This is a genomic window from Frigoribacterium sp. CF331, from assembly GCF_057787905.1.
Genome location: NZ_CM173545.1, coordinates 1,385,473 through 1,409,528, shown reverse-complemented (window position 1 = coordinate 1,409,528; position 24,056 = coordinate 1,385,473). Strand labels below are relative to the sequence as shown.

Annotated in this window: 20 protein-coding genes and 1 tRNA gene; 12 read left to right on the top strand and 9 right to left on the bottom strand. The window is 68.1% G+C overall.

Annotated features, from left to right (window positions below; translation table 11 throughout):
• The first annotated feature begins 38 nt into the window (after window positions 1-38).
• The 5 genes from lysS to AC3CCI_RS06535 all read left to right on the top strand — a co-directional run bounded on the left by lysS (window position 39) and on the right by AC3CCI_RS06535 (window position 5,749).
• Window positions 39-1,559 (top strand): lysine--tRNA ligase, encoded by a 1,521-nt coding sequence (gene lysS / locus AC3CCI_RS06555; protein ID WP_488628479.1) that lies wholly within the window; start codon window positions 39-41, stop codon window positions 1,557-1,559.
• Window positions 1,560-1,693: 134 nt separating this feature from the next.
• The gene (locus tag AC3CCI_RS06550; protein ID WP_354594066.1) at window positions 1,694-1,903 is read left to right on the top strand and encodes a hypothetical protein; all 210 of its coding nucleotides are present in this window, start codon (window positions 1,694-1,696) and stop codon (window positions 1,901-1,903) included.
• Window positions 1,904-2,273: 370 nt separating this feature from the next.
• Entirely contained in the window at window positions 2,274-3,296 is a 1,023-nt protein-coding gene (locus AC3CCI_RS06545) for a sigma-70 family RNA polymerase sigma factor (protein ID WP_488628478.1), read from the top strand.
• 289 nt (window positions 3,297-3,585) lie between these two features.
• Complete coding sequence (locus AC3CCI_RS06540; RefSeq protein ID WP_488628477.1) at window positions 3,586-4,647, top strand: hypothetical protein; 1,062 nt, start codon at window positions 3,586-3,588, stop codon at window positions 4,645-4,647.
• A gap of 250 nt (window positions 4,648-4,897) precedes the next feature.
• Entirely contained in the window at window positions 4,898-5,749 is an 852-nt protein-coding gene (locus AC3CCI_RS06535) for a serine protein kinase RIO (RefSeq protein WP_488628476.1), read from the top strand.
• Window positions 5,750-5,923: 174 nt separating this feature from the next.
• On the opposite strand, the gene AC3CCI_RS06530 is transcribed toward AC3CCI_RS06535, so the two are convergent.
• A complete protein-coding gene (locus AC3CCI_RS06530; protein ID WP_488628475.1) occupies window positions 5,924-6,922 on the bottom strand; it encodes an NAD(+)/NADH kinase in 999 nt (332 codons plus the stop codon).
• Window positions 6,923-7,117: 195 nt separating this feature from the next.
• Here AC3CCI_RS06530 and AC3CCI_RS06525 point away from each other — a divergent pair, with 195 nt between their 5' ends.
• Together AC3CCI_RS06525 and AC3CCI_RS06520 are read left to right on the top strand one after the other, a co-directional pair.
• Complete coding sequence (locus AC3CCI_RS06525) at window positions 7,118-9,607, top strand: ATP-dependent Clp protease ATP-binding subunit (RefSeq protein ID WP_488628474.1); 2,490 nt, start codon at window positions 7,118-7,120, stop codon at window positions 9,605-9,607.
• A 185-nt stretch (window positions 9,608-9,792) separates the two neighbouring features.
• On the top strand, window positions 9,793-10,434 hold the full coding sequence (locus AC3CCI_RS06520; RefSeq protein ID WP_488628473.1) for an amino-acid N-acetyltransferase: 642 nt from the start codon (window positions 9,793-9,795) through the stop codon (window positions 10,432-10,434).
• Window positions 10,435-10,584: 150 nt separating this feature from the next.
• Here the strand turns inward: AC3CCI_RS06520 and AC3CCI_RS06515 are convergent, their stop codons facing one another.
• From AC3CCI_RS06515 to AC3CCI_RS06500, 4 genes are all read right to left on the bottom strand, one after another.
• Entirely contained in the window at window positions 10,585-11,055 is a 471-nt protein-coding gene (locus tag AC3CCI_RS06515; RefSeq protein ID WP_488628472.1) for an SseB family protein, read from the bottom strand.
• A 14-nt stretch (window positions 11,056-11,069) separates the two neighbouring features.
• Window positions 11,070-11,762: a hypothetical protein gene (locus tag AC3CCI_RS06510; protein ID WP_488628471.1), complete on the bottom strand. Its 693-nt coding sequence runs from the start codon at window positions 11,760-11,762 to the stop codon at window positions 11,070-11,072.
• 392 nt (window positions 11,763-12,154) lie between these two features.
• The gene (gene radA, locus AC3CCI_RS06505; protein ID WP_354594075.1) at window positions 12,155-13,519 is read right to left on the bottom strand and encodes a DNA repair protein RadA; all 1,365 of its coding nucleotides are present in this window, start codon (window positions 13,517-13,519) and stop codon (window positions 12,155-12,157) included.
• A gap of 9 nt (window positions 13,520-13,528) precedes the next feature.
• Window positions 13,529-14,419: an SGNH/GDSL hydrolase family protein gene (locus tag AC3CCI_RS06500; protein ID WP_488628470.1), complete on the bottom strand. Its 891-nt coding sequence runs from the start codon at window positions 14,417-14,419 to the stop codon at window positions 13,529-13,531.
• A 137-nt stretch (window positions 14,420-14,556) separates the two neighbouring features.
• Here AC3CCI_RS06500 and AC3CCI_RS06495 point away from each other — a divergent pair.
• Window positions 14,557-14,647: transfer RNA gene (locus AC3CCI_RS06495), tRNA-Ser, on the top strand.
• 240 nt (window positions 14,648-14,887) lie between these two features.
• Here the strand turns inward: AC3CCI_RS06495 and AC3CCI_RS06490 are convergent.
• Together AC3CCI_RS06490 and AC3CCI_RS06485 are read right to left on the bottom strand one after the other, a co-directional pair.
• Complete coding sequence (locus AC3CCI_RS06490) at window positions 14,888-16,804, bottom strand: hypothetical protein (protein WP_488628469.1); 1,917 nt, start codon at window positions 16,802-16,804, stop codon at window positions 14,888-14,890.
• Complete coding sequence (locus AC3CCI_RS06485; RefSeq protein ID WP_488628468.1) at window positions 16,801-17,691, bottom strand: site-specific integrase; 891 nt, start codon at window positions 17,689-17,691, stop codon at window positions 16,801-16,803. Before AC3CCI_RS06485 ends, AC3CCI_RS06490 begins: the two co-directional genes overlap by 4 nt.
• Before the next feature lie 237 nt (window positions 17,692-17,928).
• Here AC3CCI_RS06485 and AC3CCI_RS06480 point away from each other — a divergent pair, with 237 nt between their 5' ends.
• The gene (locus AC3CCI_RS06480; protein WP_488628467.1) at window positions 17,929-18,438 is read left to right on the top strand and encodes a hypothetical protein; all 510 of its coding nucleotides are present in this window, start codon (window positions 17,929-17,931) and stop codon (window positions 18,436-18,438) included.
• Window positions 18,439-19,136: 698 nt separating this feature from the next.
• Here AC3CCI_RS06480 and AC3CCI_RS06475 read toward each other — a convergent pair.
• Window positions 19,137-19,664 carry a hypothetical protein gene (locus tag AC3CCI_RS06475; RefSeq protein ID WP_488628466.1) on the bottom strand — a complete coding sequence of 176 codons (528 nt, stop codon included), beginning with the start codon at window positions 19,662-19,664 and terminating at the stop codon, window positions 19,137-19,139.
• A gap of 126 nt (window positions 19,665-19,790) precedes the next feature.
• Here AC3CCI_RS06475 and AC3CCI_RS06470 point away from each other — a divergent pair, with 126 nt between their 5' ends.
• A complete protein-coding gene (locus tag AC3CCI_RS06470) occupies window positions 19,791-20,231 on the top strand; it encodes a DUF488 domain-containing protein (protein ID WP_488628465.1) in 441 nt (146 codons plus the stop codon).
• A gap of 3 nt (window positions 20,232-20,234) precedes the next feature.
• Here AC3CCI_RS06470 and AC3CCI_RS06465 read toward each other — a convergent pair whose 3' ends face one another.
• The gene (locus AC3CCI_RS06465; protein WP_488628464.1) at window positions 20,235-21,038 is read right to left on the bottom strand and encodes a hypothetical protein; all 804 of its coding nucleotides are present in this window, start codon (window positions 21,036-21,038) and stop codon (window positions 20,235-20,237) included.
• Between the two features lie 1,212 nt (window positions 21,039-22,250).
• Between AC3CCI_RS06465 and AC3CCI_RS06460 the strand changes: the two genes are divergently transcribed.
• Together AC3CCI_RS06460 and AC3CCI_RS06455 are read left to right on the top strand one after the other, a co-directional pair.
• Window positions 22,251-22,526, top strand: coding sequence for a helix-turn-helix domain-containing protein (locus AC3CCI_RS06460; protein ID WP_488628463.1), 276 nt, complete (start codon window positions 22,251-22,253; stop codon window positions 22,524-22,526).
• A 738-nt stretch (window positions 22,527-23,264) separates the two neighbouring features.
• Window positions 23,265-23,996 carry a hypothetical protein gene (locus tag AC3CCI_RS06455; RefSeq protein WP_488628462.1) on the top strand — a complete coding sequence of 244 codons (732 nt, stop codon included), beginning with the start codon at window positions 23,265-23,267 and terminating at the stop codon, window positions 23,994-23,996.
• Window positions 23,997-24,056 lie beyond the last annotated feature (60 nt).

Sequence of the window (24,056 nt, the reverse complement as noted above, 5' to 3'; positions counted from 1 at the left end):
CCTCCCGCCCCCTCCACCACCCCAGGAGCACCTGACACATGACCGCCGCGCCCGATCCGACCACCACCCCCGACGACGAGGCCGCCACCGCCGCCCGCGAGGCGTCGGAGCAGAAGCAGGTGCGGCTCGACAAGCGCACCCGTCTGCTCGAGGCCGGCGTCGAGGCGTACCCGGTCGGCGTGCCGATCACCGACACGATCGGCGCCGTCCGCGCCCGGCACGCCGAGCTCGAGACCGACAGCCGCTCGGGCGACGTCGTCGGGCTCGCCGGCCGCGTCGTGCACGCCCGCAACACGGGCAAGCTCTGCTTCGCCGCGCTCCAGGCGGGCGACGGCAGCCGCATCCAGGCCATGGTCTCGCTCGCCGAGGTGGGCGAGCAGCGCCTCGCCGACTGGAAGGAGCTGGTCGACCTGGGCGACCACGTCTTCGTGAAGGGCGAGGTCGTCTCGTCGCGTCGCGGCGAGCTGTCGATCATGGTGTCGGAGTGGTCGATCGCGGCCAAGGCCATCCTGCCGTTGCCGAACCTGCACTCCGAGCTGAGCGAAGAGACGCGCGTGCGCCAGCGCTACCTCGACCTCATCGTGCGCGACCAGGCCCGCGCCACCGTGCGCGCCCGGGCGGCGGCGGTCTCGTCGCTGCGGCGCACCTTCGACTCGTACGAGTACCTCGAGGTCGAGACGCCCATGCTCCAGACGATGCACGGCGGTGCCGCGGCGAGGCCGTTCCAGACGCACAGCAACGCCTTCGACACCGAGCTGTACCTGCGCATCGCGCCCGAGCTGTTCCTCAAGCGTGCCGTCGTGGGCGGCATCGACCGCGTCTTCGAGATCAACCGCAACTTCCGCAACGAGGGCGCCGACTCGACGCACTCGCCCGAGTTCGCGATGGTCGAGGCGTACCAGGCGTACGGCGACTACGACCAGATGGCCCGCCTGACGCAAGAGCTCGTGCAGAACGCCGCGACGGCGGTCGCCGGGTCGCACCTCGTCACCCTGGCCGACGGCACCGAGTACGACCTCGGCGGCGAGTGGGCGCGCGTGCCGATGTACGAGTCGCTCAGCGAGGCCGCGGGCGTCGAGGTCACGCCGTCGAGCACCGTGGCCGACCTGCAGGCGCTGGCCGCCACGGTCGACCTCGTCGTGCCGCACGAGACCCACGGCAAGCTCGTCGAAGAGCTCTGGGAGCACTTCGTCAAGCCGTCGCTGGACCGCCCGACCTTCGTCGTGGACTTCCCCGTCGACACGAGCCCGCTCGTCCGCCAGCACCGGTCGAAGCCCGGCGTCGTCGAGAAGTGGGACCTCTACGTCCGCGGCTTCGAGCTCGCCACGGCGTACTCCGAGCTGGTCGACCCGGTCATCCAGCGCGAGCGCTTCGTCGAGCAGGCCGCCCTGTCGGCCCGCGGCGACGCCGAGGCCATGCGCCTCGACGACGACTTCCTCACCGCCCTCGAGCACGGCATGCCGCCGAGCGGCGGCATGGGCATGGGCATCGACCGCCTGCTGATGGCGATCACCGGCCTCGGCATCCGCGAGACGATCCTCTTCCCGCTCGTCAAGTAGTCCTTCGCGGTCGTCCCTCACGGGCGACCGCCCGAGGGCAGGAGGCGCGGTGCCGGTCGGGCACCGCGCCTCCGTCGTCTCGGCGTCGAGAGGTGCCCGTGGTGTTCCCCAGCCGGGCGACGTACCCTGGTCGGGTGCCTGAGTCCCTCGCCGGAGCCATCGTCTTCTCCGTGACGCCCACCATCGTCGTGGGCCTCATCTTCTGGTTCATCGTCCGGGCACTGCTGCGCTCCGACCGCACCGAGCGTGCCGTCTACGCCAAGGTCGAGGCCGAGGAGCGCGCCAAGGCCGAGGCCGACGAGCGCGACGAGTCGCGTCGCGCCGCCGACCGCAGCGCGGTCTAGCCCCCGACTCCTCGCCGGGGCGCGTCGCTGACGCGAGCTCCGTCGCGTGACGGCACCGCGCCTCCCGGGCTCGCGGTGCCGTCGTGCGGACCCCGGCAGATCTGGCGCCGACTTTCCGGTGAGCAACCTGAGAATGTGTACCCCCGGCGTGATAGCGGCCACCTACACCCGAATCGAGCTGCTGTCAAAGGACCTTCGCCCCCGTACCCCGTTGCTGTCGAAACCCTGGACGTGCGCTCCGAGATGCATCGCGAGAGGCTGTCCCGGCTTCTGGCGGGACGGTGCCACCCGCCAGACTTTGAGTACGCCGAAGAGCTTCACGAACTAATCGACGCGACATCAGGTCAGTACTTCGAGCAGGGAGAGAACGATGACGACCACTTCCGTCACCACGCGCAACACCACCACGGCCACCGACGACACCGAGGTCGAGGTCCTGTCACAGGTCCGCGGGGCCTCCACCGACCAGGTAGGCGACTACCTCCGCCACATCGGTCGCATGCCGCTGCTCGACGCAGCGGAAGAGACCGAGATCGCCCGCCGCATCGAGGTCGGCCTCTTCGCCGGCGAGAAGCTCAAAGAGCTGCAGGCGGCCGACGCGGTCAAGAAGAACCGCACCAAGGCCCACGCCGAGACGATGCGCGACCTGCGCTGGCTGCAGCACGACGGCGAGCGTGCGAAGGACCGCATGATCACCGCGAACCTCCGCCTCGTCGTCAGCATCGCCAAGCGCTACACGCAGCGCGGCCTGCCCTTCATGGACGTCATCCAAGAGGGCAACCTCGGCCTCGTCCGCGCCGTCGAGAAGTTCGACTACACGCAGGGCTACAAGTTCTCGACCTACGCCACCTGGTGGATCCGCCAGGCGATCGCCCGCGGCCTGGCCGACAAGGCCCGTGCCATCCGCATCCCGGTGCACACGGTCGAGCGCATCAACCGCATCTCGCGGGCCGAGCGCGACCTCACCGTCGACCTGGGCCGTGCGCCCACGGTCGAGGAGGTCGCCGAAGAGGTCGCCATGGAGGTCGCCGACCTCGTCGAGCTCAAGTCGCGCTCGCACGAGCCGGTGTCGATCCACACCGTCGTCGGCGACGCGGAGGACAGCGAGCTGGGCGACTTCATCGAGGACGAGGAGACCCCCTCGCCCACGCAGGCCACCGAGAGCTCGCTGCTCAACCGTGACATGCACGCCCTCGTGGCGACGCTGCCCGACGACGAGGCCCGCGTGATCCGCATGCGCTTCGGCCTCGACGACGACCAGCCGATGACCCTCGACGAGATCTCGAAGCGCGTCCACTCGTCGCGCCAGGCCGTCTCGCGCGTCGAGAGCCGTGCGCGCCTCCGCATGTTCGCGAAGGCCGTCAGCCAGGACCTCCAGCTCTACCTGCAGTAGGCCTCGGTCGGCGTCCGTCGCCGAAGCAGGACCACGTCAGGGCCGCCGCCCGGGATCACCCGGGTGGCGGCCCTTCGTCGTGCCCGCGCTCGTGCCCGGGCTCGTCTCGTCCTGGTCCGTCGAGTGGTCCCGAATCGTCCTTCCCGGCGCCACGAAGGACGATTCGGGACCACTCGACCTCGCGGTCGCAGGCTGGACGACTCGTCCACATCGTGCGAGGCGGTGCGGTCGTGCACAGGCGACTTCGAGAGGGGAGGCGCGGGCCGGTGGCCGCCGCCAAGGTCGGGTCATGCCCCGGATCGCCGTCGCCCGCCACCTCGAGCAACCCTTCTCCGTCGCGCAGGGCAGGGCCGCGGGTCTCGGGCCCGAGAGGATGCGGGGGCCGGACCTCGTTCGACCCCACCACGGGGTGAGGGCCGCCGCGGACGGGGACCGGGTCGGCACCGTCCGTGACAGGGCCCGGCGCCTCATGCCGGTCATGGTCGACGGGTGGTACTTCTCCCACGTCACGGCCCTGGCGCTCTGGGGGCTGCCCGTCCCAGGCCGGGTGGACCGGGGTCGCGAACCGCTGCACGTCAGCAGCGTGACGGGTCGCAGCGTTCGTCGCCCCGGCGTCGTCGGCCATCGTGCTGCTCCGGTGCCGCTGCGTCTCGTCGACGGGCTCCCGGTCGCCGAGCCGATCTCGGCTTGGGTGCGTTCGGGCCAGCTCATGGGCCTCGACGACCTCGTCCGGACCGGTGATGCCCTGGCGGGATCGTGGTCGCCCCTGCCCGAGGCGCGACGCCGACGACTCGACGACCTCGACCGAGCGATCCTCGAGGCCGGACGAGCTCGGGGCATCACGAGCGTGCGAGAAGCTCGAGCGCTGATCCGACCCGGGGTCGAGTCGCCGAAGGAGACCGAGCTCCGCCTCCTCTTGATCCGGGCGGGGCTTCCGGAACCCGAGATCAACACCCGGACGCACGACGACCGGGGACGCTACCTCGGCAAACCCGACCTCCGGTACGCCTGGTGCAAGCTCGCCATCGAGTACGAGGGCGACGAACACCGGCGTGACCCCTGGCGGTTCCGCCAGGACATCTTGCGCCGTGAAAGGTTCGCCGATGCCGGTTGGCGCACGGTCCGGTGCACGGACGACGACCTGCGCGGGCGTCGGGCCGACGAACTCGTCGACCGTGTCCGCTGTCATGACACGCGTCACGAGCCGGGCGTCTCGCTCTGCGGCGGTCGAGTGGTCCCGAATCGTCCTTCGGAGCCGCCCGAACGACGATTCGGGACCACTCGAGCGACATCGACGAGCGACATCGACGAGCGACTACTGGCCGTCGACAGGGGAGGCGCGGGGCGGTAGCGTGGGCGGACCCGGGCACCAGGTGGCCGGGTCACGAGGAGCACGGGCCGCGGGCGACACGTCGCGCGGGCCGCACGAGAGGGGTGATGAGCATGACTGCCGTCGACGCACGCCACGCGTACCCCTCTCACCCCGAGACCCTCCGCCCGTAGTCGGCACCGCCTCGTCGCGGCCCCGTCACCGGAAGGCGACGGCGCGCGCACCCGCGTGCCCCGGCCGGGCAGGTCTCCCGCTTCCCCTGGAGCACAGCTTGACCTTCTCCGACGACTTCGTCGTACCCACCTTCTCCACCGTCGACCCCGACGTCGACGCCGACCAGCGCTGGTCCACCTGGCCGGCCGCCACCCCCACCGAACGAGGGCCCCGACCCTGGCCCGCGTGGGTCGTCACCTCCGCCGCCGCGATCGACACCGAGCTCGGCGTCGTCAAGACCGGCAAGGAGGCCGACGTCCACCTGATCGACCGAGCCGTGCCGGCCCACGTCGTGCTGGGCCCCGGGGACGGTGCCCGCGCCTCCTCGCTCGCCGCGAAGCGGTACCGGGGCGCCGAGCAGAGCGACTTCCACCGCTCGTCCGAGTACCGCGAGGGCCGACGCGTCCGCAACACCCGCGACGGCCGGGCGATGGCCCGCGGCTCGCGGCACGGCCGACGCGTGCAGGCCGGGCTCTGGGCCGCGGCCGAGTTCGACGCGCTGTGCCGCCTGCACTCCCTCGGCGTCGCGGTGCCGTACCCGGTGCAGATCAGCGGCACCGAGATCCTCATGGAGTTCGTCGGCCACGGCGGCGAGGCCGCCCCGCGGCTCGCGCAGGTCGGGGCGGACGGGGCCGAGCTGTGGCCGCTGTTCGAGCAGGTGCACGAGATCGTGCTCGGGTTCGCCCGGGCCGGCTTCGCGCACGGCGACCTCTCGCCGTACAACCTGCTCGTCCACGACGGCCGCGTCGTCGCCATCGACGTGCCCCAGCTCGTCGACGTCGCCAGCAACCCCAACGGAGTCGACCTGCTCGAGCGCGACTGCCGGAACGTCTGCGCCTGGTTCGCCCGACGCGGGTTCGTCCGCGACCCCGAGCAGGTGTTCGCCGAGGCGCTGGGCGAGGTGTTCTAGCCGCGGACCGTCGGGGCCGCCGGGGCTGCCGGGGCCGCCGGGGCCGGCAGGCCCGGCGGGGCTCGCACGACGGCGGCAGACCCTGGGAGGCGCGGTGCGCGAGCATCGCGCACCGCGCCTCCTACGGGCGGGCGGCGGGGGGCCGGGCCGGGCCGGGGTCTGCGTGCGGGCGCGTCAGCGCAGGGGACTGATGCCGGTGACGGAGGTGTCGTCGTCGTGCACGACCCCGGCGATGCCGCCCGCGCGTTCGGCGCGCTCGCGGAAGCGGGCCCGGACGTCGGTCGGCACGAGCTCGAGGAGTTGGTCCTCGCGCAGCGGCAGGTCGAGCAGGCTGAGCTTGAGGCGGCCCTTGCGGCCGTGCCGGTCGGCGTCGAGGCGGATGACCTGGCCCGCGTCGCGCCGCAGCACGAGCGTGATCAGGCAGCCCTCGCTGACGTCGGCGACGACGCGGCCGTCGACCTCGAGGGCCGCCGAGTGCGTGCCCCCGCCGATCTCGAAGCGCAGCCGCTCGCGCGGGCCGAGCACCACCGAGCGGTCGATGCCGGACATCGGCGCCACCGGCGTGACGACGACGGCCGCGATGGCGGGCGACAGGATGGGCCCGCCCGCGGCGTAGTTGTAGGCCGTCGACCCGGCGGGCGTCGCCGCGACGATCGCGTCGGCCTTGTAGTAGCCGTAGGGCGTCTCGTCGAGCACCAGGTCGGCCGTGACGACGCCCTCGCCCGGGCGACGGGCGACCGAGGCGTCGTTGAAGGCGAGGTAGGTGTTCTCGAAGCCGGTCGCGGTGTGCGTGACCTCGAGGGCGTGGTGCGGTTCGAGCGAGAACTGCTTGTCGCCGATGCGGTCGAGGGCCTCGGGCAGGTCGCGCGGCTCGACCTCGACCAGGAAGCCCACGTTGCCGTAGTTGACGCCGAGCACGGGCACGGGGCGCTCGGCCACGAGGCGCATGGCCCCGAGCATCGTGCCGTCGCCGCCCAACGCGACGACGACCGAGACGCGGTCGCGGAACGCCTGCTCGTCGACCAGCTCGACGCCCTCGCCCACGCGCGCGGCGTCCGGGGTCATCGCGAGCAGGTGCGCCTGCGACCGGGTCGTCCAGTCGCGGATGATGGCGACGCTGTCGAGCACCGACTTGGTGGGGTGCGGAACGAGACCGACCGTGAACTTGCCCATGTGCGCGAGGCTAGCCGCCGCCCCTGTCAGCGTGCCCCGTCAGCCCGCCTGCGCACTGCTCTATGCCCCCAGCGAACAGGGGCAGATTAAGCCGCGGGCCCTGGTTACTCTCTCTGTAAACAGGTGCCGTACCCTGCGGGCGCCAGATGCACATTCGGTGGCGACAACCACCCCGCCACCTAGGGAGCAAAGAAGATGTTCGAGAGATTCACCGACCGTGCCCGTCGCGTCGTCGTCCTCGCCCAAGAAGAGGCGAAGATGCTCAACCACAACTACATCGGCACCGAGCACATCCTGCTCGGCCTCATCCACGAGGGCGAAGGCGTCGCCGCCAAGGCCCTCGAGTCGCTGGGCATCTCGCTCGACGCGGTGCGCGAGCAGGTGCAAGACATCATCGGCCAGGGCCAGCAGCAGCCGACCGGCCACATCCCCTTCACGCCCCGGGCGAAGAAGGTCCTCGAGCTGAGCCTCCGCGAGGCGCTGCAGCTCGGCCACAACTACATCGGCACCGAGCACATCCTGCTCGGCCTCATCCGCGAGGGTGAGGGTGTCGCCGCCCAGGTGCTCGTGAAGCTCGGCGCAGACCTCAACCGGGTCCGCCAGCAGGTCATCCAGCTCCTCTCCGGCTACCAGGGGAAAGAGGCGGTGGCCGTGGGCGGCGAACAGACCCAGGGCGCGCAGGGCGGCAGCCAGGTGCTCGACCAGTTCGGTCGCAACCTGACGCAGGCCGCGCGCGACAACAAGCTCGACCCGGTCATCGGGCGCGAGAAAGAGATGGAGCGGGTCATGCAGATCCTCTCCCGTCGCTCGAAGAACAACCCCGTGCTGATCGGCGAGCCCGGCGTCGGCAAGACCGCCGTCGTCGAGGGCCTGGCGCAGGCGATCGTCAAGGGCGAGGTGCCCGAGACGCTGAAGGACAAGCAGCTCTACTCGCTCGACCTCGGTTCGCTCATCGCCGGCAGCCGCTACCGCGGTGACTTCGAGGAGCGCCTGAAGAAGGTCACCAAAGAGATCCGCACGCGCGGCGACATCATCGTCTTCATCGACGAGATCCACACCCTCGTGGGTGCGGGTGCCGCCGAGGGCGCGATCGACGCCGCGTCGATCCTCAAGCCGCTGCTCGCCCGTGGTGAGCTGCAGACGATCGGTGCGACCACGCTCGACGAGTACCGCAAGCACTTCGAGAAGGACGCCGCCCTCGAGCGTCGCTTCCAGCCCGTCCAGGTCAACGAGCCCTCGCTGCCGCACGCGATCAACATCCTCAAGGGGCTGCGCGACAAGTACGAGGCTTTCCACAAGGTGTCCATCACCGACGGCGCCATCGTCGCGGCGGCGAACCTCGCCGACCGCTACGTCAGCGACCGCTTCCTGCCCGACAAGGCCATCGACCTGATCGACGAGGCCGGCGCCCGCCTGCGCCTGTCGATCCTGTCCGCGCCGCCCGAGCTGCGCGAGTTCGACGAGCGCATCGCCGGCGTCCGCGGCCAGAAAGAGGGCGCGATCGAAGACCAGGACTTCGAGAAGGCCGCCTCGCTCCGCGACGAGGAGAAGAAGCTGCTCGGTGAGCGCCTCCGTCTCGAGAAGCAGTGGCGTTCGGGCGAGGCCGGTGCCGGTGGCACGGTCGACGAGGGCATCATCGCCGAGGTGCTGGCTCAGGCCACGGGCATCCCGGTCTTCAAGCTCACCGAAGAAGAGACCTCGCGCCTCGTCTTCATGGAGAAGGCGCTGCACCAGCGCGTCATCGGTCAGGAGCAGGCCATCGCGGCCCTCTCGAAGACCATCCGTCGCACGCGTGCCGGCCTGAAGGACCCCAAGCGTCCCTCTGGTTCGTTCATCTTCGCCGGGCCCACGGGCGTCGGCAAGACCGAGCTGGCCAAGGCGCTCGCCGAGTTCCTGTTCGACGACGAGGGTGCGCTGATCTCGCTCGACATGTCCGAGTACGGCGAGAAGCACACCGTCTCGCGGCTGTTCGGTGCCCCTCCCGGGTTCGTCGGCTTCGAAGAGGGCGGCCAGCTGACCGAGAAGGTCCGCCGCAAGCCGTTCTCGGTGGTGCTGTTCGACGAGATCGAGAAGGCCCACCCCGACATCTTCAACTCGCTGTTGCAGGTGCTCGAAGAAGGTCGTCTCACCGACGGTCAGGGTCGAGTCGTCGACTTCAAGAACACGGTCATCATCATGACGACCAACCTCGGCACGAAAGACATCACGGGTGGTCCCGTGGGCTTCCAGATCGAGGGCGACACGGCCACCTCGTACGATCGCATGCGTTCGAAGGTCACCGAAGAGCTCAAGAAGCACTTCAAGCCCGAGTTCTTGAACCGCGTCGACGAGACGATCGTGTTCCCGCAGCTCAACCAAGAAGAGCTGCTGCAGATCGTCGACCTGTTCATCAAGCGCCTGTCCGACCGTCTGCTCGACCGCGACATGACGGCCGTGCTCTCGCAGTCCGCGAAGGAGCGCCTCATCGAGATCGGGTTCGACCCGTCGCTCGGTGCCCGCCCGCTGCGTCGTGCGATCCAGCAGCAGGTCGAGGACCGCCTGTCCGAGCGCATCCTGCAGGGTGAGCTCAACGCGGGCGACCACGTCCAGGTCGACTTCGTCGACGGTGAGTTCACGTTCGCCACCTCGCGTCAGCCGGGTCGCGAAGAGGTGCTCGTGGGCGACGCTCCCGAGCTCGAGAGCTGAGGCACCAGCACCACGGCGACACCGAACGACAGCAACACCGAAGGAGGCGCGGGTCGCCTTCGACGCCCGGGGCGGTCCCTCAGCAGAGGGGCCGCCCTTCGGCGTACCCGGGGCCGGGTCGCCACCGCGTCGCTAGGCTGGGCGGCGACCCGCGCCTCCTCGGGTCGTGTGCTTGAGGGAGCCTGATGTCTGACGCCGCCGACGCGACGACCGGTGCCGATGCGACGGGCGGTCTCGGCCGACCGGGCCGCGTCGACCCGCAGGGCGCCGCCGACCGGCAGGGTGCCGCCGACCGGCACGGCGCCGCCGACCGGCACGGCATCACGGTGCGTGACGCCGTCGTGAGCGACGTGCCGCACATCCAGCGGCTCTGCGAGCCGTTCGTGCAGAAGCGCATCCTGCTGGGCAAGGACCTCGTGACGCTGTACGGCGACGTGCAGGAGTTCCAGATCGCGGTCGGGCCCGACGGGGTGCCGATCGGCTGCGGCGCGCTGCACGTCATGTGGGACGACCTCGCCGAGGTGCGCACGCTCGCCCTCGACCCGGCGTGGATCCGCAAGGGGGTCGGTCACCGCCTGCTCGAGTCGCTCGAGGGGGCGGCTCGCCGGCTCGAGATCGGCCGGCTGTTCTGCCTGACCTTCGAGGTCGACTTCTTCGAGAAGCACGGGTACCTCAACGTCGGCGACGAGGGGCTCGTGCCCCCGGACGTCTACGGCGAGCTGGTCCGCTCGACCGACGAGGGCGTCGCGGAGTTCCTCGACCTGGCGCGCGTCAAGCCGAACACGCTCGGCAACTCGCGCATGCTCAAGGCGCTGCCCGCCCTGTAGTCGTTCCGGCTGGGCTCAGGCCCGCCATCGGGCCCGACCACGGGCTCACTCACGTCCGCTCGCGGCCGGTCGAGTGGTCTTGAATCGTTCTTCGCCACGCTGGGAGGGACGCTTCGGGACCACTGGACCCGCGCCTCCTCGGGGTGCTGGCTAGCCGAGGGCCTTGAGGAGGTCGTCGGGGTTGGCGGCCATGGTGTGCGGGCCGGCGATGTCGAAGAAGACCTGCTCGATGACGTCGAGGTGGGCCTCGAGGAACGCCCGCAGGGACAGGGCGTCGTAGAGCATGACCTGGCGGTTGGGGTCGTCGGGGACCATCGCGGCGTAGGTCTCGTCCGACGAGAAGAGCAGCAGGATGCGCTTGTCGGTGTTCTCGCGGCCGAAGACGCGCACCTGGTCGCCTTCGTCGGGCAGGGCGCCGTCGTCGGGGCCACCGGTCGAGGGGGCGTCGGTCGGGTCGGTCGGCAGCACGAGCTTCGGCACCACGACGACGTCGTGACGGAGGGCGAAGGCGACGGCGGCGGCGTCCTGCGCGGCGAGGGCGTGCTCGAGCGACTCGGACCGGAAGGTGCCGTTGCGGTCGGCCGGGTCGACGGGGTCGGAGGAGGGGGTGGCTGCGTTCACGGGGTGGGTCACTGTCAGTTCAGGATCATCTGGGCGGTGTCGGCGGAGGTGATGTCGCCGACCGAGACGGAGAGCCGGTAGGTGGCGCCGCCCGCGGTGACGGGGGTGCGCGAGGTCGACTCGCAGGTCTCGGCGGACGAGCGGGTGCGGTCCCAGGCGATGGCGGGGGTGCTGAGGGTCTGGCCGGCGGTGAGCGTGACGACCTGGTTGGTGCCGTTGACCTGGCAGTCCTTCGACGACCAGTACTGCTCTTCGCCGCTCGAGACGACGAGCGTCTGCTGCGCCGAACCCAGGTCGATCGAGCAGTCGGAGCGGCCCGAGTTGGTGATCGTCATCGAGATCTGCGGCAGCTCGGTGGCGGCGTAGGTCGTCTTGTCGGTGACCGGCTTGAGGTCGATGTCGCGGGTCGAGCAGGTCGGGGCGTCGGAGGCGGCGGCCGCGGCATCGTCGGTCGCGTCGTCGGACGGGTCGGTGGTGGCGTCGGCCGCGGGGGCGGTCTCGCTGGGCGCGGGCGAGGGGGTGGCCGCGTCGCCTGCGGGTGCGGAGGTCGTCGCGGCGGCACCGGGTTCTGCCGAGCCCGATCCGGGGCGGACGACGATCAACACGATGATGACCACGACCGCGATCAGACCGAGCGCGAGCACCGCGCGACGACGCCAGTAGACCGAGGGCGGTTGCGGCCCGACCGGGTTCTTGAACGTCGACATGGGCACAGGTTAAGGGCCGGTCAGGGGGTTGGCCGGGACCACCGCGGCGTGTGGGCTGAGAATCCGCGTGGAGCGGGGTGCACGTGCCCGCGAGGTCGCCGACCCGGGCGTACCCCGGTGGGTGGGGACGGGTGGGGCCGGGTTGGGGTCGGCCCGGCGGTGCGGGGTGTGGCGGCCGAGTGGGCCGGAGGTGCGCTTCACGTCCGCGGGAGGAGCATCTTCTGCCCGCTCGCGCTCGGGTCTCGTGCCGGGGGCCACCCGGGTTCCGGAGGCGCGGGTCGAGTGGTCCCGATTCGTCGCTCGGGTGCGTCGGAAGGACGATCAGGGACCATTCGACGGGCCGTGCTCGAGCTGGCGGGTGTCGGAGCTCAGGAGGCGCGGGTCGCCTCGGCCTAGAAGGCCCGGTCGAGCTCGCGGTCGCGTTCGGAGCCCGCGGCGCTGAACGCCCGGCGGAGCGCTTCGCGCAGGTTGCCCGCCTCGGCGTCGACGAGCTGGGTGAAGCCGAGGCGTCGGGCTTCGGAGGCGCGTTGCTTTGGGGAGGAGACGGGTCGGATCTCGCCGGCGAGGCTGATCTCGCCGACGGCGGCCATGGTCTGGGGAAAGGGCTTCTCGCGGCTGGCGCTGGCGAGGGCGAGCGCGATGGCGAGGTCGGCGCCGGGTTCGGTGATCTTGATGCCGCCGACGGTGCTGACGTAGACGTCGGCGTCGCCGAGGCGGATGCCGGCGCGGCGTTCGAGCACGGCGAGCAGCATGGCGACGCGCGAGGAGTCGACGCCGTTGACGACGCGGCGGGGTTGGGGTGTCGAGCTGGCGACGATGAGCGCCTGGACCTCGACGGGCAGGGCTCGGCGGCCTTCCATCGCGACGGTGATGCAGGTGCCGCTGACGGGGGTGCCGTTGCGTGACATGAAGAGGCCGCTGGGGTCGGCGACCTCGGCGATGCCGTCGCCGGTCATCTCGAAGCAGCCGACCTCGTCGGTGGGGCCGAAGCGGTTCTTGTGGGCGCGGATGAAGCGGAGCGCGGTCTGGCGGTCGCCCTCGAACTGGCAGACGACGTCGACGAGGTGTTCGAGCAGGCGGGGCCCGGCGATGGTGCCGTCTTTGGTGACGTGGCCGACGAGCAGCACGGGCAGGTTGCGGTCCTTGCTGACGCGGATGAGGGTCGAGGCGACCTCGCGCACCTGGGAGGTGCCGCCGGCGATGCCGTCGATGGTCGAGGACGAGACGGTCTGCACCGAGTCGACGATGACGAGTTGGGGGTCGACCTGGTCGATCTGGCCGAGGATGACCGAGAGGTCGACCTCGGCGGCGAGGAAGAGGTTGTCGTGCATGGCTCCGGTGCGTTGGGCGCGAAGGCGGACCTGCGAGGCGCTCTCTTCGGCGGTGACGTAGAGGACGCGGGCGCCGGTGGCCGCGGCGCGTGAGGCGACCTCGAGCAGCAGGGTGGACTTGCCGACGCCGGGTTCGCCGCTGAGCAGGATGGCCGCGCCGGGGACGATGCCGCCGCCGAGCACGCGGTCGAACTCGGCGATGCCGCTCGGCCAGTAGGCGACGCTGTTGGCCTCGACCTGGGTGATGGGTCGGGCGACGCGGTCGCCCTCCACGCGAACCGATGCCGTGCCCCGGGCGCTGACGAGGGCCGAGGTGACGTCGACCACGGTGCCCCACTGCTGGCACTCGCCGCAGCGGCCGGCCCACTTGAGCGACGTCCACCCGCACTCGGTGCAGCGGAACGGGGGAGTGGTGGGGCGGGCCATGTGGTCAGCCTAGGAGGCGCCTCCGACATCCGACGGGGCGCCTGTCGGGGACGTGGCCGCGCCTCCTGCGGTGCCCGTCGCGGACGCGGCGGCGGTGTGCGCGGCGACGGCTTCGGCCTCGCGGGCTTCGTGGGCTGAGGCGGCATCGTCGGCGGCGATGCGGGCGAGGCGGGCGGCGACGGCGGGTTCGAAGGCGGAGGCCCAGACGCGGTAGCCGCGGTCGTTGGGGTGGAAGAGGTCGCCGGCCGAGTTGCGGTAGGTGCGGAAGAAGCCCTGCTTGCGAGTGGTCTCGTAGAGCGGGGCCACGGTGAGGCCGAACTCGCCGGCGACGCGGCGGACGATGGCGTTGGCCTCGACGAGCTTCTTCTCGCGGTCGGGTATCCACATGGCGGGCAGGTCGCCGACGATGGCGTGCGAGGGCAGGGCGCCGTAGATGACGCGGAGGTTCTTCTCGAACGACTCCGGGTTGAACTGGATGATGTCGTTGGCGCCGATGGCCACGGTGACGACATCGGGTTCGTACTTCTCGAACTTCGGCAGCTGGTCTTTACGGCAGAGCCAGGTGGTCGAGCCGCTGACGCTGAGGTTGACGACGCGAAGCGACGTGTGGCTCTGGCGGCGCATGAAGGCGGAGAGCCGGCCGACGTAGCTGCGGGCCGGGCTCGAGGCACCGATGCCCTGCGCAGCGGAGTCGCCCATCGCGACGTAGAGCAGCTTGCCCTTGCGGTCGAAGCGGTCGCGCCACCAGGCGGAGTGGACGGGCAGCAGGGCGTTCAGGTCGGCGGCGGCCGCGTTGCGGCGCTGCATGAAGCGGGTGACGCCGGCGCCGGCGGCGGCCGTGGTGGCGAGGGTGACGCCGACGCCCGAGACGAAGGCGAGGACGGTGTGGCGTGAGGGCATGGGCCGAGGTTACGCCGGGCTCCGATGCCCGTTCCGGGCGTGCGTGCACCCTGTGCACAACCCCGAGGAGGCGCGCGCCTGTGTGCGACGCATCGCCCGGTTTCGTCCCTGCCGCCGGATGTACTAAACTCGTTCTCGGTACCGTGTCCGAGCGGCCGAAGGATCATGTCTCGAAAACATGTGTGGGGGTTAACTCCACCGTGGGTTCAAATCCCACCGGTACCGCCAGAGGGCTGTTTACGGAACTGGCGAAATCCGTTTGCGTAACTAGCCTCTAAGAGAAAGCCCCCGGATCTCCGGGGGCTTTTCTCGTCTCTGGGGGCTGATCTTGCCACTTCGACACCTGCGCCCCTGGGCCCGTGAGCTGTGAACGTTCGCTCCCGAGCTCGAACTGACGAAAGCCGCGCCTTTCGGGCGCGGCAGATTGTCCGGTCTTGCTGGGTGAAGTGTCAGAAGGCGGCGGACTCGCTAAGTCCGAAGCGCGGGAGCGGGTTCCTCCGGGGGCAGGTCTTCCTCGAAGACGGCGTCGACCCGGTCGTACCAGCGTCTGTAGTTCGTGAGGTTGTTCCGGTCGCGGCTGCGCTGGATCGGCGGCGTCTTGGGCTGCGCCTTCCGGCGGGTGTTCATGAACTTCGCGATGCGCCGCAGGTTGGTGGTGACCATCATGATCGTGAAGATGTAGGACTGAGCGGCGAGACCGCGAACGCGTCGGCCGGCGGATTCGTCCATGCGCTCGGGTCCGGTCTTGAGGTAGGCGTTGATGCTCTCGATGCTGTTGCGGTCGTGCTCGTAGATCTCGTGCCACTCACGGCTGCCGTAGTGCAGTGCCTGCTCAGTCTCGATGCCGTCTTCACGGGCGAACTTGACGGACGTCTGGGTGCAGATCTTGTCGGGCACGGCCGGAAGGTTCCGCTTCAAGACGACGGGGCGCGGCTTGTCGGGGGCTTTGTTGTGGAGCTCCTTGAGGGGGCACTCGACGGTGGCGTTCGGGCCGACGGCCGGGCACATCATGGGGACATTGCCGTCTGTGTCAGGCTTCTCTTTCCGGCGGAGCTTGTAGTGGACTCGTTCGTCGATGCGCTTGTAGTAGGTCTCGGGGTCGATGTTGTTCGCGGCGGACTTTGGCGCCTCGACATCGACGGTCGCCTGGATGAGGTTCTTGGGCATGGCGGGGCAGTAGTGCGCGCCTTCGACCTGGATGGCGCCGGCGGTCTGACCCTTGATACCGCGCTGTTTGGTGTTGTAGTCGACGACGAGCGGGATGCCACGCTCCTTCATGGGGAGGTGGAAGTTCTCCTTCTTCATGCCGCCGTTGTACCCGCGGTCAGCGGTCAGACGCGTGATCTTGTGGCCGCGCTCGAGGACGGAGTCGACGGCTGAGATGGTGTGTTCGGAGACCTCGGCACCGATGCGGCCGAGTCCGCCAGCGATGATTAGTTGCGGGTGCTCGGCAGGCCGGGAGGGGTCCTCAATGGCCTGCATCATGATGTTGCCCATGTACGACAGAGGCCAGCCGCGGAACGACCCGCTCTTACCGTCGGTCGCCGTGGTGTGGTCCTTGTTCGGCGCTGACTTGTCCGCCGGGTAGGGGATCGCGTCGATCTCGAGCATGTGCCGCGGCATCTCCTCCCGCGTCTTCGGGTTGAAGCGCGGCATCTCCTCGCGGGTCTTCTTGTTTCGTCCCCAGGGCTTCCGCTGACTTGGTGCCCGAATGGACGTCTGGTCGATCGACAGGGCGCCCTGCCACTTCGTCCTGAGCTCCTCCGGCTGCTCGTTGAGGGTCATCTCGAGCATCGTGTTCGTGAAGCGCTTGTTGCGCTCCTTCTTCAGCCGCACCATGTTCTGGTCACGGAGCGAGAACTGACGGTTCCGCTCGGCAAGAGTCATCAGCTGACGCTTCTCGACGGGCCAGGCATCGATGGTGTCGATCAAGCGGTGTAGAGCACGCCAGACACGGAAGTACCAGTTGTAGGCATCCCTGTCGTCATCGTCGGTGGGCTCCAGGTGGCTGATGCCGAGGGTGTCACGGCCGCGGTGATCCAGGCGCCGCCAGAAGAGGTCTCGGAGGTTGGTGACGAGGAGGGGACTCTCCTCGCGCATGAGCAGCATCGAGGCGATAAGGATCATGCGGTCGTCCAGCATCGGCGGCCGGCCACCGGGTGCGCGCCCGTAGCTGTCTTCCTGTCGCCACTGTTCGATGAGGGGAACGATGCCTGCGGCGTCGACGCGGCGGGCGTACTGGGCGACCATGCTCGAGGTGAACATCGTCATCCGGCCTGACGATGCCCGGATCTCGTCCTCGGAGAAGCCGCCAAGATCGAACATGACGTCGTCGCCGACCTCGGTTGCCTCGAGGTCATCGTGGTTCTCCACCGCCCCGGTCATCGGGTCACGACCGTGAGGCGCATCGCTGCGAACAGCTCGTCCTGGGGCATAACAGTGCTGTGGCCCATGTAGCGCACAAGCGAGGAGGGGTTCTTGTAGCCAGCGATGTGGACAAGGGTGGCGAGGGGGAGAGCGTCGAGCATCTGGATGACCCACGTCACGCGCAGCCGCTCCGCGCCGATGAACACCTTCCCGGAGCTGCTGCCCGTGCGGCGGCGGCCGAAGTGGGACACCACGTTTCGACGGCGCTCGAACGTCTCGCCGCCGATGACGTACTCGTCGTCCCTGACGTCCTCAAGAGCCTTGTCGACACTCGTCGTCCAGTCCGGGTGGACGGGAACACTCCGTGGGTAGTCACCCTGCACGGCCACCACGTACCCATCAGTGGTGAGGGTGACATCAGCGGCTCGGAGCCCGGCCAGTTCGGCTGCTCGGAGTCCTGCTCCCGCGCAGAAGCCGAGCATGGCGTAGCCGTAACGTCGCTTGGTGGGGTCCGCTTGCGACGCCACCCAGGAGGACACGTTGATGAGGCCGTCGTGGTCGTACGGCTGGATGTCGTCGACGTGAACTTTGAGGCGGTGAACGCGACCGTCCTCGCCAATGGCGTCCGCGATCTTCAGCAGCCGGGCCTCCATCAGCTGCCGGGTCTTGGGCGACGTATAGGTCTCGGTGGCGGAGCGGTGCATAAGAGCGGGAAGGAACATGTCCTCCCGGTCGAGAGTGAGCCCGGCGGCAGTGAGGGCCCAGTCGACGTGGCGGGCAAGGAAACTGCAGACGTCAGTGGCGTACTTCGGGGTCGGCGGGTGCAGTTCTGTGACGAGCTCGAGCACGAAGTCGCGGATGGGCGCCCAGCGGGCCGGCGCGAGCTGCGGGCGGTACTTGTCCATCGCGTCGCGCACCTCCTCGGCAAGTTGGTCATTGTTATGACCAGAGTGTGCTAGAGGGAGGGCTGCAGGGGAAGATGTGGGGGCGGATTGGCTCACGTGATTAGGGCATGCGGCAACTCTCGAAGACTCAGCCAGTGTTCGTGCAGACCGAAGGGCGTCAAATCACGAGGTCCTAGCTGAATCTTTGGGACGCCCCTCGCTCGGGGTGCCGATCTGGCGCAGCCCTAGGCTTGAATCATGCTCACTCTTGTCTCTGTCCTAACCTGTCTGCGACCCGCGAGCAGGCAACCGACCGGGGCGGATCACGAACTCCTCTTGGCCGAACGCGAACACGACATGCTCGAGACGCGATCCGAAGAACTCGACAAAGTAGTGAGTGCCTCCCTTGTCGTGTGTGCACTCGTTGTCGCGGCCGACGCGACAATACTTGCCTCCTTCGGGGTCACGGAAGCGCCCGCGCTGGTGTGGTCACTGATGCTGGCAAGCGTCGCAGTCATCGCTACTTTCGTCGCAGCGTTCGTCCGAACTCGCCAAGATGAGACCGTCGCCCCGATCTTCGACCCGGAGAATCATGCCCGTGGGCAAGGTGGCTCGCCTCGCGATCTTCTCCTTGAGCGGCTTCGCGGACGAGCGAATGCACTGAGGAACCAAATCCCGCGACGGCGTGGCTGGCTCTACGTGTCGTATGCAGCTGTTCTCTTGGCCCTCCTGGGGCTGGTCGGGGGAGTTGCGCTCTCGTTGCTGTAGCTGGAGAAGGCACTCCTTTACGGATGTGGCGTCCTGAGGGCCATGCGCATCTGGATGGGCATCCGCCGGTGGTCATCGCCGGGGTGCCGCGCATGGAATTGCCATGACCACACCTCCAGCAGAAGGGAAGGGAGTTCACGTGGCCGAGGCAGCATCCCGCGTCTTCATCCAGGACGTCATGGGAGCGTCCAAGCCAGAGGCCCTTGCTGACTTGATGGGGCCCGCGCTCGGGGACTCTTCTGCTTCCTCTCGAACTCTTCTGGGGGTCAAACGACAGCAGCAACCTCGGTGATCTCGATCGCACAGCCGAGCTCTATCAAGCAGTCACACGGTTGGGAACGCCGGCAGAGCAGGCGGAGCATCTCAACGCCGCCCTGCTCAGGTGGCTCTGGAAAGGCATGATGCTCCCGAAGAGTAATCGCGACCTTTGGGAGGCTGCCTTCCCTGAACTTCGAGCAACTAGTGGCACCACCCGAGATCGAAGTCATGTGACGCTGGCGCTGCTGCTGGCCCACCCTGAATTGCCCTATGAGGCTCCCGTCTCCTTCCCACTGTTCCCGACGAGACGACGATCGTGCACGTCGCAGGACACCAGCGATGAGCCGCCGCGTCGTGACGGTGCCGGCCTCGCAGCCAGCTGGTCGAAGGCTTGCCTCGGGCGGTGCCGCCCTGGTCGCAACGCACGTCGATCACGAGGCCTAAGTCCGGCTGTCGTGGACATCCCCATCGCCTTGGGGCAAAGGTGCGTCGATGACGGTCAGCTCCGAGCGGAGCGGTAAGCGCCGCGAGACCGCGGGTGTCACGGTGGGTAGCTGTCCGAGCCACTCAGCGCCAAGGGCGGCAGCATCGAGTCGCAGGGATTCGCGTCTGATGGCACCATCTCGCCCTTGTGTGGGAATGGCCTCGAAGGTGAAAGCGCCAATGGTCACGCACGTTTGGAGGTAGCGAATGTAGGTGCCGCGGGCGAGTTCGCGGACGCTCGTCGGGGTGGAGTCGGTTGCCGTCTCGGTGATCTCGAACGTGTGGGGGTCTAGGGCTACGACTGCTCGGTGGCCGTCCAACTCGAGGCTGAGGCCATGGACTGTCTCTTGCGACGCTGCGGTCCACACAGAACCTGCGGTTGCTTCCCCATCTAGAAGCGTGCTGAGGTCCAGCCGGTCTCGGTGGATGTTCAGCAGGCTGAAGCGGGGCGGCGGAACCTGGACGGCGTCGGTGGGCTCAGTCATGGTCATTACATTTACCACTTGATGCCTTGTGCCGCTAGGGCTTGCGACACTGGAGTAGCAGCAGAAGACGTGGTTCGACGAAGCTCGGGGCTGGAGTGCCACGGCGTGCATGCTTGACTGGAGGGCATGACCACAACCTCGGGCGCCCTGCTCGGTGTCGGCTATGAAGGCCTCGACATCGACGCATTCATCAGCAGGCTGCGTCTTCGCGGTGTCCAGGTGGTCGTTGACGTTCGCCTCAACCCGCTGTCTCGCAAGCGTGGTTTCTCGAAAGTCGCGCTGGCTTCCGCGCTGGCAGTGGCTGGGATCGAGTACCAACACCTGAGGGCGCTTGGTAATCCAAAGGACAACCGTGCGGGATTCGCACTCGAAGGTGAGGCTGGTCAGCTGAGCCGGGCGCGGTACTCCGTGGAGTTGAAGTCCGACTCCGCCCGGGCTGCCCTGGTTGAGCTTTCATCCCTCGCCGAAGACCGCAAGGTCGCTGTCATGTGCTTCGAGGCGGATGAGTCCACGTGCCACCGAGCGATCGTTCTGGCGGCCGTTGAGCAGCTTCGTCAGCCCGCGTAGCGGCTAGAAGAGCGTGCTCGAGTAGTCCGATCCAGCCGGAACGGTGAAGACCCCGAGGGCGGAGAAGCTCCGCCGCTTTATCGGGTCCGCGATGTTGCCCACAAAGAGAGATGTCCTCTTGTCCGGCCCAAACTTCTCGTCTCGGAACTTCGTGGTGATTCGGACTTTCAGTTCATCGAGAGGCAGATGTCTGCCTCGGTATTGCAGGGCCGACATCTCGAAATCGAGGATGCTCTGGCGGTGCCCGCCACAGTCCTCACTCATACAGAGGTACTTGTAGTAAACCCGCAGGCGGGGCGCTTCCAGGGCTGGCAGCGGCTTAGCGTCAGGGTCGTCGAACAGCGTGGGTTCGAGAGACGCGGCTATGGATGCTTGCTGGGCGGGGGTCCACCCTGGATGGTCCGTGATCTCAAAGCGCTGCAACTCCCGCACCCGAACGAGGCCAAGAGACTGAGCATTCATGTTGGCGTGTACACCTGCGACGAGCTCACACATGGTCTGGGTCTGCAGGGGCTCGAGAACGGCTGCTCTTGCCGGCACTTTGAGGGCGGCCTCATCGATGGTCAAGCTGCCCCACACGGGGCGCCGGCTTTCCGATCGTGAGTCGTGCTGAGCCGGATTGACGTCGAGCTCGACGACTTGGTACTTCGAGAACTGTTCCTCAGTCGAGAGATGCCGAAAGGCCACAGGGTAGAGACGGACCCACTCGTGTGGCTCCCGATCAACGCGGACCCCTGCCACGCACACCGTGTCGCCGTACGATTTCGACGGCTCGGGAGCAGCCTTCACCGTGATCAGTACCTTCATCCGTTCGCGCATACGCTCCCCCAAGCCCTACCGTGCTCACGCATCTGCGCGTGATGCCTCCAAGTCTATGCAGGGTGTAAAGATCCCACCGATTGGCTTGCAATGCCGATCACCTAGATGCCGAGGGGGCATGCGGCGACCGGAGCGACACGCGTGCTGCTGCACCCGAAGCGGGCGCGATGCCTTGCAAGACCCTGTCAAGCGCGCCGGCGGATTCCAGACCCGCCGCGGGGAGCAGCGCCACTAGCGGGGTCCCTGCCACGAGGTGCTCTGTCAGCCATGTTGCCCTCATGCGCCTGGCCTGAAGAGGCACGGATCGGACCGGCGTTCGAGAGGCGAAGTCCGTGACGAGGTTCACGTTGCCGCCGCGCTGCCCAGACCGGAACGCCCAGCCGGTCGGGCCTACGAACCGCATCCGCTCGAGCAGGAGGTCTTCCCATTGTTGGAGAACCGGGACGTCCCTCGCACCGTCCACCCGTCACACCAACCAGCACCCCTTCCGCGTCCTCCGTGATGTCTTCGACGCGGAGCCGGATGATTTCCTGCCCGGTGAGGCCTGCTCCGAGCCCCAGGGCCAGAAGGGCGGCGGCACTGGTCCGCCTTTCTAATTGGTGCTGCGCTACCGCCCAGCTGCGAAGTGAGGCGACGTCCGCGGGGGAATATGGCCGCGATGCCTCTGCCTTCCCCAGAGCGCGAAACCGTCCGGCAGCATCGTCGCCGAGAAGGGCCTCAGACAGGCGGCGCAGGCGTGCACGGATCGTGTTCCGTCCAGCGTGGCTGTAAGTCGCAAGCTCAGCTCGAGTGAACCGCTCAATGACGCCTGGGTCGAAGACGACATCGTCTTCGAGGGGGAGGCCTGCGGTGCCCCACGCGAACAAGGCCAGGCGGGAAGCTGCCGGGTAGAGCTGCTTTTCGGAGTAGGCGGTGAGGGGAGCGGTTCGTTGGACGACCCGGCGAACGAAGTCCTCAATGGCGTTCCAGTGCTCGGCCGGCATTTTTGGCGTGTAGTCGTAGTGCGGCGCTGGAGGGTCGATGGGGATGCCAGCTAGGTCGCGAAGTGCTGCCAGCTGCTGCTCGCGGCTCTTGCCGCTGGGTGTGTCCGTCACTGTGTCTCCCTCCGCTACCTCGATCCTATGGTCATTTCAATGACCAATCTGTGTTAGGGTGGCTTGGGGAAGCGTGGGGGTGCTGCAGGACGCCTAGCCTTGACGCATGGGACGAAGCGTGCGGGCAAAGCCGGTCGCGCTTGCGCCCTCCCCTTGGCCAGAGGTGCCATCGGGCGACCCGGTGGGCGAAGTCGCCCGGCGCTTCGCCGTGAACGTGCGCCGCGAAGTGGGCACGCGCAGTATTCGCTCAGTCGCTGAGGCTTCCGGTATTACTCACACGACCCTCCTGAGCGTTCTCGCCGGCCAGGTGTGGCCCGACCTCGAGACCATCGCCAAGCTCGAACGCGGCCTAAACGCACGCCTCTGGCCGCAGCAAGTGTGACTCTTTGCCTCATGTGCTTCGGTGCGCGCCGCCAGAGGCGCAGTCGACCGGGGTGCGATGCAAGCGCGAAGGTCCGCCTGCCCTAAGTGAGAGTCCTGGGCTCACCAGCTCAGCGGGTATACCCAATCGCTCCTTGGCTTGCTCACTGGTCATTAGTACTACCGCTCTGGCTCCGGCGATGTGAGGATGGACCAATAGGGAAGGGAACAGAGTGCCGCACAAGGATCTGCGAGAGGGTCAGCTGCTGATTGAGGGCCTTGATCGGGCTCCTGGTTGGCTGCCAGTGTGGTCCGCTGAGAGCAGTCGTCACGCAAGCGAGTGGCACTTCTTAAGCGCAGACCTGGGGATGAAAAACGGCCGTCCTTTCGGCACCGTTCGCTTCGAACGCCTCGATACCAGCCACCGGGTTGGTCTCAGCGTCAGTTGGGATCACGTCTACGACCAGCTACGGTGCTTCGTCTTTGAGGGAGAATGCGACGCCGCCGACCGCGAACGTCTCGAGCGAGACGTTCGACATCGCGTAGGAACCTGGATGGCGATCATCTCGGAAATCGGTTCCTATGTCGCATCAAGTCCGGCGACCCAAGCGGCCATTTTCGAGGCCGCGCACCTTGCGCCCGAGCGCTCTGCTCAGGGCCAAAGCTGACGCTGACAGCGCTACATATAGCGATCCGTCTGCCTCCTAGACAGGCTGCGCCGCCAATTTCCGGCGTCACCCGTCGTCTGTACATTTCGTCCATGACCAGCTCCTCGACAGCTCACGAAGGCGAACAACAGGACCCTCAGATTTCCCCAGTGAGGGTGTCCAGGTCCCGCCTTAGCCGTCGCTTCACCGCGATCACGGATGTCCTGCCCGCGGCCTTCGGGCTGGGCGGGCTCGTCTACCTAGTTCTCGCGCCGGCGGCCAGTACGTCGACCGGCGGCAAAATTGCTCTCGGCATTTGGACCGGGTTGTGGGGCCTTGCAGTCCTGCCGGGGGTATCGCTGCTTGCCTCCGTGCCACCGCGGAAAAGGCTCCGAGAAGCTAGCGCGTTGTTTGACCGGGCGGTGGTCTTCGGCAAGTTCTTGTGGTCCGCAGTGGTCTTTATTGGTTCCCTCGCTATCGCAACTTCAGTGGGAATCGGGGCGTCCGCGACAGCGGATGCGCAGGGATCCGCTGCGGCCATGGACGCATTGTTCGGTGGGGAAGCTCAAGCGCTGATCTTCCGCGTTCTTGGCGTGGTCACCTCGCTGGCCGCGGGCCATATGGTCGCCATGTGGCTCGTCGACCTTGGCGCGGTTGTGCGGGCAGGAGAGGCGGACAACTTCGTCCTGCGGCTCGAGCGTCGGTGGACCGGACATGTTCGGCAAACTGAACGCGCTGCTGGTCTTCGCCGGGGCGCCAGGGAAGCCCTCGAAGCGGGAGCCAAGATTGGTTTACCGATCCTGGCTATAACCATCCTCGTGGCCTACTGGGGCAACCTCACCTAGGCCCCCATCTTCTCAGCGTCTCCATGAGGGGGCGGCCTGGTGGCGTTGTCGCTGGTTGCT